This is a genomic window from Methanobrevibacter sp. (assembly GCF_045541095.1).
GTDB lineage: Archaea > Methanobacteriota > Methanobacteria > Methanobacteriales > Methanobacteriaceae > Methanocatella.
The window spans coordinates 25,371-41,676 of the sequence record NZ_JAZQIJ010000186.1 but is presented as its reverse complement, the minus strand read 5'-3'; the positions used below and the strand labels follow the sequence as shown (position 1 = coordinate 41,676).

Sequence of the window (16,306 nt, the reverse complement as noted above, 5' to 3'; positions counted from 1 at the left end):
TTTTTTTATTTTTTGAAAAATTTTAGTTATAAGTTATAAGTCTATTTTTTTGAAAATTAATAATAAGTTATAAGTAATATATTTTTTACATATTAGAAGTTATAAGTGAGAAGTTACACTTGAAATGCACCTCTCAATGTATAAGTTATAAGTTGGAAGATAAAAGTTACACTTGAAACGTATGTCTCAATTGTAAAAAAAGTAATACTTTAAAAGTTATAACTTCAACCACTAAATTATATATTAACCAAAAACATAATATTATATACTTAACTAGGATGTGAAACTATGGCAGACAATCTTAAGACAACTGTTGAAGAATTACGTAAACTTATTAATGTAGACAATGTAATCGGTTCACCAATTGAAACTGAAGATAAAATCCTTATTCCAGTTATGAGAATGGGAGTAGGATTTGGAGTTGGTGAAAGCGTCTTCGGAAACGAAGGAAATGATGTAGCCGGTGCAGGTGCAGGTGTTGAACCTATATCCATGGTAATGATTCCTAAAAAAGGAAATGATGCTGAAGGAGTTCGTGTACTCGACTTAAGTAAAGGAACTGAAACCAATAAAGCACTGTCTGATTTAGGATTGATTATAACAGATATCGTTAAAAACTATCTTGGATCACAAACCACCGTTTACGACGAATCAGAATACATTGAACCAGATTACAGTACATACGATGAAAAAATAGACGAATAGGAATAACTACATGTTAAACATCCTGTTGATGATTATTTTGATAATCATCATTTTTATCATTATTTTACTGTTCATTGGAGTTAAAATCACATTAATATATAACAAAAAAGGCTCCGAATTTAAAGGATGTTTAAAAATACTTATTTTAAAAAAAATCAAAGTTTACTCTCTTGACTTTCCATCAAAAGACTCACAAGACGAGGATAAATCAGAAGATTCAGATGATGAAAGTGAAAGAGACATCAAGAAAATATTCAATCTGGCAAAACCCTGCTTTGAATACTTTAAAGAATTCATAAAGTCCACAGCCAACTGCATAAAAATCAAAAAACTACAAAACCACATAATTTTCGGTATGGACTCCTACAGCGACACTGGAGAATATATCGGATACATCTGGGCAGTACTTTCTGTTGTAAACAGCGTTCATAAAAATGCAAGATTAAGTGCCGAACCTAGCTTTAACGGAAGTGTTCTTGACGGACATGGCCACAATGAACTTGACATAAATATCCTGAAAATTATGCCCTCCGCAATAAGGCTGATTTCAAAAAAAGAAATAAGAGAACTGATTAAAGGTGTTAGAAATGGATGAAATAGAGAAGTTTCTTGAAGACGCATTCAATATAAAAAACATAACCAAGTATCACTTCAAGACACTCTGCGGATTTACATTTGTATTCAAAAGCAAGATCATGACTTTCAATGACAACATCTCATCGGCATCCATAAAACCTGAGGGAATAATTTTTAAAGAAAATGGCGAATATTTATTCGCACCCCTAGATAGGACATATGAAATAAATGAAATTATTAAGGAATATGTGAAAAGAAAAATCATTTAGGAAGAGGGATGTCCTCACTTCTGCAGACCACCTCAACAATCATCGGACCCTTCAAATCCTTTTCAAGAATATATTCCAAATCTGAAAGATTATCTACTTTTACAGCATCAATATGATAGCTTGAAGCCAATTTTATAAAGTCCGGATTTTCAAGTTTAATCTGGTAGGGTTCCATGCCATAAAACTGCTCCTGCCATTGCCTGATTATGCCAAACTCCGAATTGTTGATGATGAAAACCAAAACATCCAGATTGTTGTTTTTCAGGGTTGCAAGCTCCTGAAGATTCATCTGGAAGTCCCCATCTCCATTGATGAGAATTATTTTCTCGCCGGTTGCTATGCCCGCACCGATTGCGGCGGGAAGTCCGTATCCCATCGGAGCCATTGACCCCGGAAAGAGAAACTGTCCGGGTCTTGTTGATTTTTTCAGTAATGTTGCCCAAGTGGTGTGGCTTCCGGCACCGCATGCAACGATATTATCCCCATACTTATCAAAAATCCGTTTTATTGCCGCTTGCGGAGCCATATCATCATCAAGACCTTCAATTTCCACATGATAGTCTACTTTTAAAATTTCGCCAAGCCAGTCAACCTTATGGAAAGTTATCTGATTTAAAAAGTCTTCAACTTTACCGTGAATCTGATAATCACCAACCAGAACATCCCTGTTTATGTTTACATGAATCAGATTGTCCGGAATTTCAGGCAGTGTCCTTTCACTGGCCTTGATTCCAAGAGCGATTATGCAGTCCGCTTTTTCAATTGCATATTTTGACTGAGGTGTAGCCCTGATTCCTGCAAAACCGAGATTCAAATCGTCCATTTCTGATATTATGCCCTTTCCATGAAATGTTGTGGTGACAGGAATTTCATATTTTCTTGAAATTTCCCCGATTCTGTCCTTTTGTGAGATTGCACCTGCTCCCAATATAAAAATAGGCTTTTCGGATGAATCTATAAGCTCCTGAGCCTTGGAGATGTTGGACATGTCATCCTCACACAGATAACACAAGTCAAAGTCTTCAAATTCTTCCGCCAGCAGGACATCCTTTGCAAAATTGATATGAACCGGACCTTTAGGATTGTTTTTAAGCTCATATATTGCAGCCCTTAGATTGAATACGGCCTCAGTTCCGTTTAATGGATTATATGATGTTTGAGTGATATGCTGGAAGATTTCAAATTGAGGAGTTGTCTGGAAATGATCGGTTTTTCGGTATTTTAGCTCATTGTCAGCAGTCAAAACCAGTATCGGAACGTTGTCCTTGTATGCAGTTGCCAGGGCCATTGTGAAATTCAGCGCTCCCGGAGATGCTGTTGAAATGCACACACCAATCTTACCGCTTGCCCTTGTATATGCATCGGCGGCATGGGCTGCAGCCTGTTCATGACGTGTTAGGATGTGATTGATGTTGGATTTTGAAAGTGCCCTATAAAGAGGCATTATCTGCTCGCCAGGTATTCCGAATACATCGCAGATTCCCTCTTCGGCAAGGATTTCAACCAGTTTGTCTGCAACGTTCACTCTTCGGCCTCCTGATATGACCCGTTGTATTCTCCTGAACCTTCAACCGGAAATACGACTGCCTGAGCTATTCTGTCACCTGACTTTATTTTGTATTCATATTCACCATGATTGTAAATCATGAACATCAGTGTTCCGTAAAAACCCGGATCTCCCACAGCGGTCTGAACTGAAATGAAAGATCTCAGAAGTGTTGAGCGTGGAAGGTAAAGCATTGTGTATCCTTTCGGGATTTTGACCTTTCTTTTGATGCTTGCCAGATAGGCAGTGTGGGGCTTTAGGGTGTAGATTTCCCCTTCAAGCTCTTCAATTTCAGGCAGTTCCTTATCATTGTCTATAAGAGAGCCTCCTGATTTTTGAACATAAATCTTGTCGAGTTCCAAATCTATTCCGGATGGCTGTACCAAGTCCCTGAAATCCGGAAAGAGTTTAACCAATTCTTTTTCGCCTAGCATAATATCAAAACCTATACTAATTATATATAGTATAACATTAATAAATTTTAAATGGTGATAACATGCCAGTAATTACAATCGCAGGAAATGACGGAATATCTGTAGAAAAGAAAAGAGAAATGGTTGAAAAAGTATCACAAGTTGTAGCAGACGCATATGACTTGCCAATTGAAGCAATAACCGTTTTAGTTGAAGCCTATCCAAAGGAAAGCATTGGAGTGGCCGGCAAACTATTAAGTGACAGGGAATAGTCAATTCCCTTCAATTTTATTTTTTAATATATATTTCACCCTGTTTTTCAATCAGACCCATATTTACAAGTTCGATTAGGTGTTTTTGAATTTTTTCATCAAAATTTTTTGACCTGTATCTGATTAACGCCTTTTTTATATCCTCCAATCCCGAATCGTCAACCACATCATATACGCTTTTCTGAAATGGAGTCAGATTAAATATCATTTCGTTTAACGGATCATCAGAAACATTTGAAAAATCCCAGGTGTTGTCTGTAGCCTTAACATTGAGCTCACGTTCAAGTTCGGGAATTTTATCAGTCAGTTCATCCAGATGAGGATGGATTTCAAGACCATACTTATGCTTTGATATTTTGGATAGAAAATCTCCGTAAACCTTGTTCAAATCTATGTTTTTTGAGAAAAACGAATCAAGGACATATACCTTGTCGTCGATTACCCTGACCACCTTATAGTCATCTGAATCCTCACAGTAGTTGACCGTCTCAAATTGGCTGACATCCCACATATGGTCAAGAAGGAAGTTTCTTACAAACTCCGCATCCTCCAGGATGTCATAATATCCGAAAATATACTCATCGCCTGCAATCTGTTTTGTGATTACGTAAGTTTCAAAGATTTTTGTGATATTAAGGCCATATTTTGAGTTGTTTGGATTTCTTTCATGTTTTTTGACTAGTTTTTCGATGGTTTTGCTGTCAGGAAGTGTTTTGTATTTGGCGAGAATGTAAATCTTGTCATCATAAACTGTTAAAACCAGATAATTATCCTCTTTTTTGACTGTTTGCGGCGTTTTTGACAAATCCCAAACATTGCCAATAAGCATTTCCCTTATAAAAATCGCATCATCCAGATTGGATACTTTGGCATAAGTCTTGGAATTTTTGACTATGAGGCATGAATTCTTGTTTTGTCTGATATACTTTTCAGGCATAGCAATATTTTTGTTTTAAAAATTAATAAATGTATTTATAAGAAAATAAGAAAAAAATAGTGAGAAATTATTTTTTAGGCACAGGAACTGATTTCTGTTTTAATTTGGACACAAGAATACTGTCCTTTTTAGAATCTTTTGACATGATTTGAACCCCAAAAATTATTTATGCAAACCCGAGAGCAAATGCATCTCTAGTTGAATGTATACAAAAACAGATATATAAAGATTGTGTAAACAGGTTTTAACAACAATTGTTGTCTAAAACATTAAAAAATAATAAGATTGTTGAAAAATAGGAAAAAAGTGATGCAGGTCATGACCTCCTGCATTTAAATTCAGAATATTGTCCATTTTCTAAACCAATGACCATCAGGCAATTTAATAAAATCCTCAGCAGTTTTGTTTGACTTGAAATCCTTAATCATAATAATCACCAAATTCATAAACCCTCGAAACACTTTTGTGTTTTCAATTTATTATATGAACACACCCATATATAAAGATTTTCGACTGCAAGCGCACACTTACATCTTAAAAACCACAAAAAACAATTAAAAAACATTCGATGAAAAAATAAAACACAACAAAAAAAGAACAAACAAAAAAACACAATTTAATGAAAATTAAGAGATCGCACAAATAAAGATTAAATCAATCATATCGCCGATGCAGAAAAACCCCACAAAAAAGTTCATATTTAATAGATATACCAAACAAATAATCAAAAAACATCAATAAAATAAAATTGTTAAAAAAAATAGGAAAAAATGATGCAGGTCAAGACATCCTGCATTTAAATTCAGAATATTGTCCATTTTCTAAACCAATGACCATCAGGCAATTTAATAAAATCCTCAGCAGTTTTGTTTGACTTGAAATCTTTTATCATAATAATCACCATTTTCCTTATAAAATTATTTGTTAGGGTTAAAATCCTCTTTTAACCCCCAATACAAATATCACACGCAAAATAACATTAATAGATCACCATATCACCAAGATAAAGTCCAGAAGTATTAATTTTGATATCATGTGACCTTATTTTTCTAATCCTGTTCCTTCTAATTTTTTTAATCATGTTTATCACCTTCTATTAAGTAACACAACTCTGTGTTTTCAATTTATTATATGAACTCGACCATATATAAAGATTTTCGACTGTAAGCGCTCACTTACATCTTAAAACCTCATAAAACAATATATAATTGAATAAAAAATGAAAAAATAAATATAAGAATGAATTTGATTAAAAGACATGATTAAACTTCTCTGATGAAATGTTTGAAATGACATCAACATTGTGAAAAAATTTTAACTAGTTACGATATAATATTAATTGATTATTTTTAGCAATTGAATATCAGTTTGAAATCATGTTTACATATCCAAAACAATTAAGGCGCAAGGACTTGAAAAAAATTTCCAAACATCCCTGTGACAGCAAAATCAAGGAAGCATATACCAAATATCTGACAAATTACTCATTTGAGGAATTTGTAGACTATTGTGAAGACAATAATGAGAAAAATTTGAAGGATTTGATTTTCAAGTTCACAGATTTGCAGCTGGAAAAATTCCAGCCCAATTCATTGATTTGGATTTCACATGTGCTGGTCAATTTTCTGATTTATTTCAATGTAAATCTTGATTATGGAGATTATTATGACGCATATGCAACATCACTTCAGTTAACAGTTCTTTCAATCTCTTTGAAAATGACAATCGATAAGATCACATTTGATGAAGTTACCTTGCCTGCGCATTCTGTCGACTGCTTTAGGGAATTTTTCAGCAGATGCCCTGATTTCAATTATAATCTCGAAAAGGATTGTCAGCTTGCATACAAATCATTCAATCAGGATTTCAACTTCACTTCAGAGGATTTTTACCTTAAAATCAATGAACACTTCGAAAATGAAGGATATCTTAACTAGTGCCAATTAGAGAAAAATTTCCATGGATTAAGCAAGGGAAAACTTTCGATGTTTTTTAGAAAAATAAGGCGTCAGGACATCAAAAGCATAATACTCTACACAATATCCAGCTAATTTTTTCTGAGATATTGGTTGTTATTGTAATACTCCTTGGAATGGCCTCCGGTATAACGATGCAAAGCTTTTCATCAGATTTAGCATTTAATATCGAAAATGCAATCGGCCTTATGATTCAGTTGGTGGGAGAAGAACTCTATAAGGTATTTATGCTGATTCTTCTGATGGCAGTCATATATAGAATTAGTAAAAACCGCAGGATATCAATGGTGATTGCAGTATTTATAACCCTGATGATATTCGGAGCCGCACACGAGGGTTGAGAGATGGGCTCTCTTATAAAAGTTCTGATTGTTCAGGGGCTCGGATCAATATTTGACGTGCTTTTATATATTAAAACTAAGAATGTTTTTGTTTCATACATATCCCATCTGATATACGACTGGATTCCAGATATAATAGGATTGATTACATATTTGGCAACATAAAAAAAAGAAAAGAAAAAAAGTTCAGCTTATTAAAGCCTCAAAGTCGCCAGCGCAAAAGTTCACCACACCATGAGGATGCATTGCAAAATTGTTCGCATCGAACTTTTTTGTAAAATGCCCATGTACAGAATAGTTGTGGTGATGTGAGACTGCAGCATGTTCGCTGGAAGCGGCAATACATGATGCAACCATAATTACTGAACATACTATAAGAACTAACAGTAGTATTGCAATTTTGTTATTCATATTATCACATTAAATCAACACTTTTCAAAATTAACTATAATCAATGAGATATATAAACTTTTTCGAAAGTGCTTGGTTGCATTGATTTTTAGGCTAAAAAATGGTTTTAAGAAAAAATAAGAAAAAAGGGAAAAGTAAATTAGCTATTTCCCCACTTTAATGGTTTTTTTAACGGTATCCTTCAGATAAGTTGCAGAATATGCAACACGTTTTCCGGCCTTGAGCTTTAAGTTCTTGAATGTGACCTTGGCAATTCCGTTCTTGTCAGTTTTTGCCTTCATTGTCTTGCCGTTGAACTTGAATTTGATTTGCTTGTTTTTGAGTTTTTTGGATAGTTTGACCTTTAAGGTTACCTTTTTGGTTGATTTTTTAACTTTTACATTATTTAAAGTAATTATATGTTTTACTGTTAGTTTTTTGGTAGATTTTGCACCCAAATAGCTGGCAGTGATTGTGTATGTTCCAGGTTTCAGCTGTGAGGTTTTAAGGATTGCAACACCGTTCTTGTCTGTTTTTACCTTCAAAGTTTTTTTGGCTATCCTGAAAGTAACATAAACGTTTTTGGCAGGATTGCCACCAGCATAGACTTTGACTTTTCCATTTTGAGTGTATACTGTTTTCACGTTGCTGATTTTAACGCTTGGTTTTAAAACATCAACAAATGAATACACCATGCAGGAAAATCCGTTTTCATCCTGGTATCTGACATCCACATCATGTTCACCGACTTTCAGATCTTTAAGTGAAAAACTGGCTTTTCCATTTTTGAACTGGACAGTATAGTTTTTCATGCCAATCATGAAGGTTGCGGTTGCATTTACGTTTTTAGAACCTATGACTGTAACCTGTTTGTCTTCACCGCAGAGTACCTCATAAGGACAGGTTATATCCGGTTTTACAATGAAGGTTTTATCAACATCGCTTACGTTGTAGTCATCGCCTGTGTATTTTGCAAGAAGCCTGTATTCTCCAGGAATCAGATTTTCTATAGGAATAACCGCATCGCCGTCATTAAGTTTTGAACTTGCAAACAATTCGTCATTTATATAAACTTCAAGTTTGCCTGAAGCATCATCCGGGAGTGTCAGTGCCACATAATGGTTTTCGTTGAAGAATAGGAAAACTGTTGCGTCAATTGAATAGGAAACTGTGAAATTAAACTCATCTGAGAGATTGTTGTACTTTTTATCTCCCTCATAGCTATATCTTAAGCTGTGGTTTCCGGCTGCCAGTTTATTGAGGTTCAAATTGACCCAGCCATCCCTATCAAGGGTGAATTTTTTAATTTCGACACCATCAAGTGCAATTTTAATGAATTGTTTTTTTGCATCTGACGGGAAAATTACTGAAAGTTCAACATCTTCGCCATACCTGTAGTTGGCGGAACCGATAATGTCCAAATAATATTCCACATTCACAACAGCTTTTTTTGATTTTGTAAAATTCTTTGCGATGTATTCCACTTCAACCAAATGCTGGCCGCAAGTCACATCATCAAACAGGGAATATAAGAACTCACCATACTTATCCAAAGAATCTTTAAATACAGCCTCACCATCCACATAGATTGTCACAATACCATCAGTATTATTGAGTGTCTTTGCCACAATACAGTCATCATGGTCCAAGATTATTCTTGACGGTATGTGGATAGTCATATCAACTACTGTAAAATTGAATGTTTTATCGAACTTTTTGTAGTACTTATCTCCTGAAAACACGGCTCTGAACGTGTGGTTTCCTAAAGCTAAAGAGTTGAAATAAGTAGCATTTAGAACCAAAAACTGCCTTGTCTGGAGTGATTCCCTAAACTCTCCGTCGACATATATGTCCAATGTTCCGTTCATTAATTCAGGAAGAATCAGAGCAGGATAGAAGGAATCGTCATACTGCAGGATTTCATCTGGAAATGCTGGAATCTCATAGTCAGGAGGATAAAACATGACATTAAGAGTATGGTTGGATTTGATTTCCATATTGTTGAAATAAAGATAGAGACTAAATGACCTGTGGTCTGTCAGCTTGTTTGGAACAACCACAGGAAAGGCTCTGTCGGGAATGCTTACTGGAATCTGAACACTTGATGTGACGTTTTCGTTGTAGAACTCGACATCATTGATTGTAGCTTTAAGATTACCACTTGTATTTTCCGGTATTTCAACTTCAATATATCCTAAATCCTCTTTATAAACTTGACTGTCAAAAGTAACGTTTATATCCTCGACAGTAGTGTTATCAGCCGCATTGACTGATGATACTGCTAAAAAAGCGATGAAAAATATAGAAATTAGAATAATTTTTGATTTCATGCTTCGAGTATACATATTATATATTTTGACATCCGAAGTATATAAAATTATGAAATCACAAATCACATTATTTAAACTTATAAAAAATAGCATATTAGAAAATAATTGAGTATGAAAAAAAATAGTGAGCACATCTCAAAAGAGAATGTGTCCAATCAGTTATCTTTTAACCTTCACTGTCTGTTTGACTGTGCTTTTTACATAGGTGGCCTGATAAGTAATCTTTTTACCCACTTTGAGTTTGGATAACACGGCTTTTTTAATTGTTACTTTTGCAACACCCTTGGAATTGGTTTTGGAATAGTATTTCTTGCCGTTGAACTTGAAAGTGATCTTTTTGTTTTTGAGATACTTTCCCTTGACCTTTTTAAGGGTAGCTGTCAGAACAAGGCTTTTTGCTGACCTTTTTGGAGTGACTTTTTTAATTGAAAGAATCTGTTTGACAGTTACCTTTTTGGAGACAGTTGTGGCCTTATAGACGACCTTCACCGTATAAGTTTTAGGCACGTGAGTCAAAACAACATATGCATATCCGTTCTTGTCGGTTTTTGAAGTCTTGTAAAGCTTTCCTGCAACGTAGAATTTCACTGCCTGACCTGACCCAACAGCATTGCCGTTGATATCCCTGATTTGAACCTTGAACTTGGAACCGTCAAGATAACTCATGGACATGTCCTTTGCAATGATTGAAGATTTTTTAACGCTGAGTGTGTATGTCTCGCTGTAATAGTAGTCTTCAAAGCTTTCATACTCGACTTCAATCTCATGACTTCCAGAAGCAAGGTTTTTAAGGCTGAGGGATGTTTCACCGCCTTCCAGTTCAAGAAATGCGAATTCCTCACCATCAACATAAACTGTCACATATCCTTCCCCGTAATCACCAGGATCTATCTTGATAGAACCTGCGCCATCAATTACTGTTTTAGGAACTGTAATTTTAGGATAAACCGCAAATGTGCCTTCATAGTCAAAATCATCGCTGCTGTCTTCACCGGTAATGTAGAATTCATATGTTCCGACCTCCAGGGTTCTAAGAGTAACCACCGCCCCACCACCTGTGAAGATATATGAACGGTAATATTCACCATTGAGATAAAATGCCATGCTTCCTGAAATGCCCGGCAGGTCCACCTCGATGATTTGGGTTTGTCCGAACTCAAGCTCTTCTTTAAATGTGATGTTGAATGAAACCCTGACGGTTTCAGTTTTGGCGGGAACGTCAAAATCAGTCCCGTCATAAGACATCCTGAACTCATAATCTCCCACATATTCCAAAACTGAAAGCGGAATCCTTGCAATGGATCTATAGTCATCCAGGTCGCTGAATCCCATAATTGATTTTGTATTACCTCCCTGTGAAGGGTCGAAATATTCCGCAACAAGATATCCTTCCGGATAGTTCGGCAATATCAGATAGATTTCCGCATCACTTCCCAAAACGACTTCATCGGGAATTACGATTTCCGCTCCAACGTCAATTGTTCTTTCAACATTTATAGGGTAGAATTTGCTGCTTCCAGGATGTGACGCTTCAATAACATGAACCCCCAAATCCAAAAGGGAAACATCCACATAGACATAGTTTTCATCCTGACTGTATGAATATGTTTTGTTGTCGATTTTAACTTCAAGACCTGCTGATGAGAGTTCTTCAGGCAAAATGATTGTGTAAATGTTTTCTCCACCATAGATATAGCTTTCATCCTCCATGGCCAGGGTGTATGTTACCTTGATTTTAAGTGACTGTGATATTGACGGATAGTTTCCGCCTTCATAGACCACTTTGACATCATATGTATCGAATTTCAAATCAGCCAGACTGATTGATGCCTGACCGTCTTCAAGCTCGACTTTATCCAGCAGTTGTCCTCCGACATAAATTGTCAGATATCCTGTGGCGTTCTTAAGCGCATGCAATGTGATTGAGTCTTTTTCATTTATGACGATTGCTTCTGGAATATCGAAACGTGCATATGTGGCATCGATTTTGAAAGTCTTTGTTACAGGAGCGAATTGGTTATCCCCTTCAAACACTGCAGTAAATACGTTTTCTCCCATCTTGAATTTGTATTCTTCCAGGATGAACACTGTTTTTATGGCGTTAGGCTCCAGGAAAACCTCATCCACATAAACTCCATCGGCATATAATGCCACTGTTCCTTCAACACCCCTGTCATGTGTGAAGATGATTTGAACCTCATCCTCATCGGCCACGGCAACCTTTTGCGGATTTATATCGAGTTTGAGAGGTTTTGTAATGTATCCTGCCAAAATTCTGTCGTATACGTCCCAGGTATAGTTGTTCACCTTATATGAAATTTCATACTGATAGTATCCCGGAGATAATTTTCCGAATGAGAAGTTTGCCGCAGACCCGTTCATTACCTGATGGATCGGATTCCCGTATACGTTCGGTTCTGAATATTCGCTGGCGGATTTCAGCAGGGTGATGTTGACGGTTGTTTGGAAGTCTTGAGGAAACTCGACATATATGTAGTTTTCATCGTTTACTGTCCTGAAGCTGTCGGCGATAATTTTTGGAACCACATCAAAAGGCATTTCACTTTGTGATGAAAAGTCCAAATTGAAGTCACTGCCCGTATATGTAGGGGTGAAAATATGCAGTCCCAGTGGCAAATTATCAAATTTGATTCTGCTTACCCCATTAGTAAATCTGGAAGATTTTGTAATGGCATTATCAACAGTGACGGTGAAGGTTCCGCTGGGATTTCCCGGAAGGTTCAGGATAAATTCCACATTGTCATAATCCATGCTGAAATCATAGAGAACTTTTGTTATGACATTGATGGAAGAAGTGATTTTTTTGGACGGATATTTGGAGTTTCCGCTGTAGGTGATTGGAATAATGTTTTCGCCAAGGTTCAAGTTGGTCAGAGGTATTGATACATAGCCGGTTTCATCATCCAATGTGTAGACGTATCCGTTGACGTTGATGTTTCCGGTGGCGTCTTCCGGAAGTGTGATTGTGACATTGTTTTCAGCGCCGTAGATGATTTCCTCACCGAATTCGCAGTCAAAGACATAGTCTTCAGGATTCAGCATATAGGCTCTTGCGGATGTTTTTGGAGCGTAATAGTCATCTCCCATGAATTTTAGCTTCAGGGAAAATGTCCCTGCATTTTCAAACATGAAAGGATACTGATCCTCATCTGCCGCATCAAGCCCGTCATCTACCCTCTGGTCATTGATGTAGAGTACTATCTTTGAGTTTTCATCAATGTCTTCGGGAAGGGTGAAATTTATATTGAATTCCTCACCAATCCGCACCTTTCCAGGCCAGCTCACATCCATTTTAAAATCATGAGTACCGCTTCCTTCCTTATATTCCTTGTAGTCATCGCCAATAACCTCAGCATCACAATCCTGCGCCAATGCATCATGAGTGACGTTTTCATTGGCGTTTACACTCCCCACTGCCAGCATAAGAATAATTATTATGCCGACCATAAAAACCTTCATTTTCATTGTTAAATAGTCTATTTAACATAATATAAAAAAATTTTTAAAGCATTTTCATGAACTCTACTATATTCAATAAAAAATAATCAAATTATGCTCCAAATCACCTGAAAAAATTAGAAAAAATAGAAAATCACCCAGAAGACCTACATCTGCAAGAAAATTCAATATGAACTACAGATTAACATGAAAAAAGAGATATATAAAAAATCAAAAAGATAAAAAAATTATGAAATTCTTAAATTGACGGCATTGTCTTTTTTTCGTAACATTTATATTATTCAACTATCTAATATCTATTAAAAAGTGATATTATGATAGAAAACAACATTTGTCTTTTAACAGACAGTTATAAGGTAACTCATCACTATTTCTATCCTAAAGGCACTGAAAAGATTTATTCATATCTTGAAAGTAGAGTAGGTGCTGAGTTTAACAAAACAATTTTTTACGGACTTCAATATATCCTCAAGAAATATCTTGAAGGCCAGATTGTCACTCAGGAAAAAATTGACGAAGCCGATAACCTGATTGCCAATCATATCGGTCCGGATATCTTCAACAGGGATGGCTGGCAATATATTTTGGATGAACATGACGGCCATTTGCCGATTGAAATAAAGGCAGTTGCGGAAGGAACTCCTGTTGATGTGGGAAATGCACTGATGACAGTCGAAAACACCGATGACAAGTCTTATTGGCTGCCTAATTACTTGGAACCTCTTTTGTTGCAGGTCTGGTACCCTTCAACTGTTGCAACTCTCTCAGCAGAGGTCAGAAAACTGTGCAATTTCTATCTTGAAGTGACAGGTTCCGTTAAGGATAATCTTGACTTCATGCTCCATGATTTCGGATACAGGGGTGCAACTTCAACCGAATCCTCAATGCTTTCCGGATCAGCTCATCTGCTCAGCTTTTCAGGGACAGACACCATTGCGGCACTGACAATACCTGAAAACTATTACAACGATTCCAATCTATACGGATTTTCCGTCCAGGCAACCGAACACAGCGTAATGACATCTCTCGGTCCTGAAGGTGAAATTTCACAGATTCTCAATGTAATCGATAATGCAAAGGATGGAGTGCTGTCACTGGTTATAGATTCATACAACTACAGGAACTTCCTCGAAGAATCCGGAAAATCTGGAACAGAGCTGAATGAGGCCATTCTGAATTTCCTGGATGGTGAGGATAACAAGGTCGTATTCAGGCCGGACAGCGGTGAACCTGTATCCACAACCATTGATTGTCTGAATCTGCTTTCTGAAGGCTTTGGAAGCCATCTCACCGACAAGGGCTATAAGGTCTTTGACTTGAACATAGGACTCTTATGGGGTGACGGACTGAACTATCAGAAAATCCGTGACATATTGTTTGCCATGAAATCAGCCGGATGGGCCGCCCAGAACATCATATTCGGTATGGGCGGAGGACTGCACACAGCCGTCAATCGTGACACCCAGAGAAACGCATTCAAATGTTCAGCCCAATTGCGTAACGGTGTCTGGCATGACATATTCAAGAATCCTCTTGATTCAAGTAAAAAATCAAAGACCGGAAGATTTAAGCTAATAAGAGAGAACAATTCATTCAGAACAGTTCCAATTGATAGTGAAGGTGAAGATTACCTTCAGACCGTATTTAAAGACGGAGAACTGCTGATTGATGATACCTTTGCAGATATCAAGCAAAGGGCTTTGAAATATTCAAATTTCTTATAAGGTGATAAAATGTGCACAGCAAGCAATTATATAACTGACAATCATTATTTTGGCCGTAACTTTGACTATGAAATATCCTATAACGAAAGGGTAACCGTTACTCCAAGAAAGTATGAGCTTAAATTCAGAAAAATAGATGATATTAAAACCCATTACGCTATAATCGGAATAGCTGCAGGCATTGACGAGTATCCATTATATTATGATGCATGCAATGAAAAGGGATTGGCTATTGCAGGTCTGAACTTTGCTGGAAATGCAGTCTACAGGGAATTTGAAGAGGATATGGTTAATATCACTCCTTTTGAACTGATTCCTTATCTGCTTGGGACCTGCTCCAGTGTGTCTGAAGCCCGTGAGGCATTAGGAAAAATCAATCTTGTAAACATTAACTTTGCCGATGAGCTTCCACTGTCCCCGCTTCACTGGATGATTTCTGATGAGGTTGAATCCATTGTCGTTGAACCCTTGGCCGACGGTCTGAAGGTCTATGACAATCCTGTAGGTGTTTTGACCAACAATCCTCCTTTTGACAAGCAGCTGTTTTACCTGAATAATTACAGGGGTTTATCTAACAAAAATCCTGAAAACACATTTGGTGTGGATTTGGAGGAGTACTCAAGAGGTATGGGTGCGATAGGCCTTCCGGGTGACTTGTCATCAGCTTCAAGATTTGCAAAGGTTGCATTTACCCGTGCAAATTCCTATTCGGATAATGATGAGGCAAGCAGTGTAGGTCAGTTTTTCCATATTCTTGGCTCAGTCGAGCAGCAGAACGGCTGCACATTCATAGATGATCCTGATTTGTATGAATACACAATATACACTTCCTGCTACAACACCAACAAGGCAATCCTGTATTACAGGACATACCATAACTCACAAATCACAGCAGTCGATTTGTATCGGGAGAATCTTGATTCATCTGAACTGATAAATTATCTTTTGATTAATGAAGAGCAATTCAACTTCATTAATTAAATATTTCCTTTTTTTTAAACAATGCCGTCAATTTAAGAATTTCATTATAATACTTTAAATCAGTATTATGAAAATATTAAATTGTATTTTAGTGTACTATCCTTTAAGAATTTATTTAACCTGTTAATTTCCTGATTTTTCTTCAGGATTAAATATCAAACACATTCAATGAACAAAACTTTTTTTGATATAAACATGCATGAAAATGATGATTTGGAAAAATCCCACACAAAACATCCCTATTTTTGAAAAAACTCCAAAAATCTGCATTTACTCTCAAAATTTTTTCATACTGGAAAAAGCTAAAAATCACTTAAACTTAAAAAATCGTCAAAAAAATTTAAATAATTAATATAAAAATTAACT

General features: G+C 36.3%; 15 protein-coding genes. 9 read left to right on the top strand and 6 right to left on the bottom strand.

The annotated features are described in order from the left end of the window. The first annotated feature begins 288 nt into the window (after positions 1-288). Genes ACKI2P_RS07740 through ACKI2P_RS07730 form a run of 3 tightly spaced genes read left to right on the top strand, consistent with a single transcriptional unit; the run spans position 289 to position 1,550 of the window. A complete protein-coding gene (locus ACKI2P_RS07740) occupies positions 289-705 on the top strand; it encodes a GerW family sporulation protein (RefSeq protein WP_407376549.1) in 417 nt (138 codons plus the stop codon). 37 nt (positions 706-742) lie between these two features. Continuing rightward, positions 743-1,300, top strand: a complete 558-nt coding sequence (locus ACKI2P_RS07735) for a DUF2953 domain-containing protein (RefSeq protein WP_407376547.1) — start codon at positions 743-745, stop codon at positions 1,298-1,300. Continuing rightward, positions 1,293-1,550, top strand: a complete 258-nt coding sequence (locus tag ACKI2P_RS07730; protein WP_407376545.1) for a hypothetical protein — start codon at positions 1,293-1,295, stop codon at positions 1,548-1,550. The genes ACKI2P_RS07735 and ACKI2P_RS07730 overlap by 8 nt, the downstream gene beginning before the upstream one ends. Here ACKI2P_RS07730 and ACKI2P_RS07725 read toward each other — a convergent pair. Both ACKI2P_RS07725 and ACKI2P_RS07720 read right to left on the bottom strand, forming a co-directional pair. Then, positions 1,543-3,075: a thiamine pyrophosphate-binding protein gene (locus tag ACKI2P_RS07725; protein ID WP_407376543.1), complete on the bottom strand. Its 1,533-nt coding sequence runs from the start codon at positions 3,073-3,075 to the stop codon at positions 1,543-1,545. The genes ACKI2P_RS07730 and ACKI2P_RS07725 overlap by 8 nt on opposite strands. Beyond that, positions 3,072-3,530 (bottom strand): dCTP deaminase domain-containing protein, encoded by a 459-nt coding sequence (locus tag ACKI2P_RS07720; RefSeq protein ID WP_407376541.1) that lies wholly within the window; start codon positions 3,528-3,530, stop codon positions 3,072-3,074. Before ACKI2P_RS07720 ends, ACKI2P_RS07725 begins: the two co-directional genes overlap by 4 nt. Positions 3,531-3,592: 62 nt before the next feature. On the opposite strand from ACKI2P_RS07720, the gene dmpI reads away from it, so the two are divergent. Continuing rightward, a complete protein-coding gene (dmpI, locus tag ACKI2P_RS07715; RefSeq protein ID WP_407376539.1) occupies positions 3,593-3,781 on the top strand; it encodes a 4-oxalocrotonate tautomerase DmpI in 189 nt (62 codons plus the stop codon). 16 nt (positions 3,782-3,797) lie between these two features. Here dmpI and ACKI2P_RS07710 read toward each other — a convergent pair whose 3' ends face one another. Beyond that, entirely contained in the window at positions 3,798-4,718 is a 921-nt protein-coding gene (locus tag ACKI2P_RS07710) for a hypothetical protein (protein WP_407376537.1), read from the bottom strand. A gap of 1,376 nt (positions 4,719-6,094) precedes the next feature. Between ACKI2P_RS07710 and ACKI2P_RS07705 the strand changes: the two genes are divergently transcribed. The 3 genes from ACKI2P_RS07705 (at position 6,095) to ACKI2P_RS07695 (ending at position 7,200) form a co-directional block, all read left to right on the top strand. Beyond that, on the top strand, positions 6,095-6,655 hold the full coding sequence (locus ACKI2P_RS07705) for a hypothetical protein (RefSeq protein WP_407376536.1): 561 nt from the start codon (positions 6,095-6,097) through the stop codon (positions 6,653-6,655). 173 nt (positions 6,656-6,828) lie between these two features. Further along, the gene (locus tag ACKI2P_RS07700) at positions 6,829-7,035 is read left to right on the top strand and encodes a hypothetical protein (RefSeq protein ID WP_407376534.1); all 207 of its coding nucleotides are present in this window, start codon (positions 6,829-6,831) and stop codon (positions 7,033-7,035) included. 3 nt (positions 7,036-7,038) lie between these two features. Continuing rightward, a complete protein-coding gene (locus tag ACKI2P_RS07695) occupies positions 7,039-7,200 on the top strand; it encodes a hypothetical protein (RefSeq protein WP_407376532.1) in 162 nt (53 codons plus the stop codon). Between the two features lie 21 nt (positions 7,201-7,221). Here the strand turns inward: ACKI2P_RS07695 and ACKI2P_RS07690 are convergent, their stop codons facing one another. From ACKI2P_RS07690 to ACKI2P_RS07680, 3 genes are all read right to left on the bottom strand, one after another. After that, positions 7,222-7,392, bottom strand: coding sequence for a hypothetical protein (locus ACKI2P_RS07690; RefSeq protein WP_407376530.1), 171 nt, complete (start codon positions 7,390-7,392; stop codon positions 7,222-7,224). Between the two features lie 197 nt (positions 7,393-7,589). After that, positions 7,590-9,770: an Ig-like domain-containing protein gene (locus ACKI2P_RS07685; RefSeq protein WP_407376528.1), complete on the bottom strand. Its 2,181-nt coding sequence runs from the start codon at positions 9,768-9,770 to the stop codon at positions 7,590-7,592. A gap of 144 nt (positions 9,771-9,914) precedes the next feature. Continuing rightward, positions 9,915-13,241 (bottom strand): hypothetical protein, encoded by a 3,327-nt coding sequence (locus ACKI2P_RS07680; RefSeq protein WP_407376526.1) that lies wholly within the window; start codon positions 13,239-13,241, stop codon positions 9,915-9,917. Positions 13,242-13,549: 308 nt separating this feature from the next. On the opposite strand from ACKI2P_RS07680, the gene ACKI2P_RS07675 reads away from it, so the two are divergent. Continuing rightward, positions 13,550-14,959: a nicotinate phosphoribosyltransferase gene (locus tag ACKI2P_RS07675; RefSeq protein ID WP_407376524.1), complete on the top strand. Its 1,410-nt coding sequence runs from the start codon at positions 13,550-13,552 to the stop codon at positions 14,957-14,959. A gap of 9 nt (positions 14,960-14,968) precedes the next feature. Next, complete coding sequence (gene bsh / locus ACKI2P_RS07670) at positions 14,969-15,940, top strand: choloylglycine hydrolase (RefSeq protein WP_292748082.1); 972 nt, start codon at positions 14,969-14,971, stop codon at positions 15,938-15,940. The last annotated feature ends 366 nt before the right edge of the window (positions 15,941-16,306 follow it).

Excerpts from the sequence above, each read along its gene's own strand:
- dmpI (WP_407376539.1), top strand. The coding sequence starts at position 3,593 with ATGCCAGTAATTACAATCGCAGGAAATGACGGAATATCTGTAGAAAAG.
- ACKI2P_RS07690 (WP_407376530.1), bottom strand. The coding sequence starts at position 7,392 with ATGGTTGCATCATGTATTGCCGCTTCCAGCGAACATGCTGCAGTCTCA.
- bsh (WP_292748082.1), top strand. The coding sequence starts at position 14,969 with ATGTGCACAGCAAGCAATTATATAACTGACAATCATTATTTTGGCCGT.
- ACKI2P_RS07685 (WP_407376528.1), bottom strand. The coding sequence starts at position 9,770 with ATGTATACTCGAAGCATGAAATCAAAAATTATTCTAATTTCTATATTT.
- ACKI2P_RS07730 (WP_407376545.1), top strand. The coding sequence starts at position 1,293 with ATGGATGAAATAGAGAAGTTTCTTGAAGACGCATTCAATATAAAAAAC.
- ACKI2P_RS07680 (WP_407376526.1), bottom strand. The coding sequence starts at position 13,241 with ATGAAAATGAAGGTTTTTATGGTCGGCATAATAATTATTCTTATGCTG.
- ACKI2P_RS07700 (WP_407376534.1), top strand. The coding sequence starts at position 6,829 with ATGCAAAGCTTTTCATCAGATTTAGCATTTAATATCGAAAATGCAATC.
- ACKI2P_RS07740 (WP_407376549.1), top strand. The coding sequence starts at position 289 with ATGGCAGACAATCTTAAGACAACTGTTGAAGAATTACGTAAACTTATT.
- ACKI2P_RS07720 (WP_407376541.1), bottom strand. The coding sequence starts at position 3,530 with ATGCTAGGCGAAAAAGAATTGGTTAAACTCTTTCCGGATTTCAGGGAC.
- ACKI2P_RS07710 (WP_407376537.1), bottom strand. The coding sequence starts at position 4,718 with ATGCCTGAAAAGTATATCAGACAAAACAAGAATTCATGCCTCATAGTC.
- ACKI2P_RS07675 (WP_407376524.1), top strand. The coding sequence starts at position 13,550 with ATGATAGAAAACAACATTTGTCTTTTAACAGACAGTTATAAGGTAACT.
- ACKI2P_RS07705 (WP_407376536.1), top strand. The coding sequence starts at position 6,095 with ATGTTTACATATCCAAAACAATTAAGGCGCAAGGACTTGAAAAAAATT.
- ACKI2P_RS07695 (WP_407376532.1), top strand. The coding sequence starts at position 7,039 with ATGGGCTCTCTTATAAAAGTTCTGATTGTTCAGGGGCTCGGATCAATA.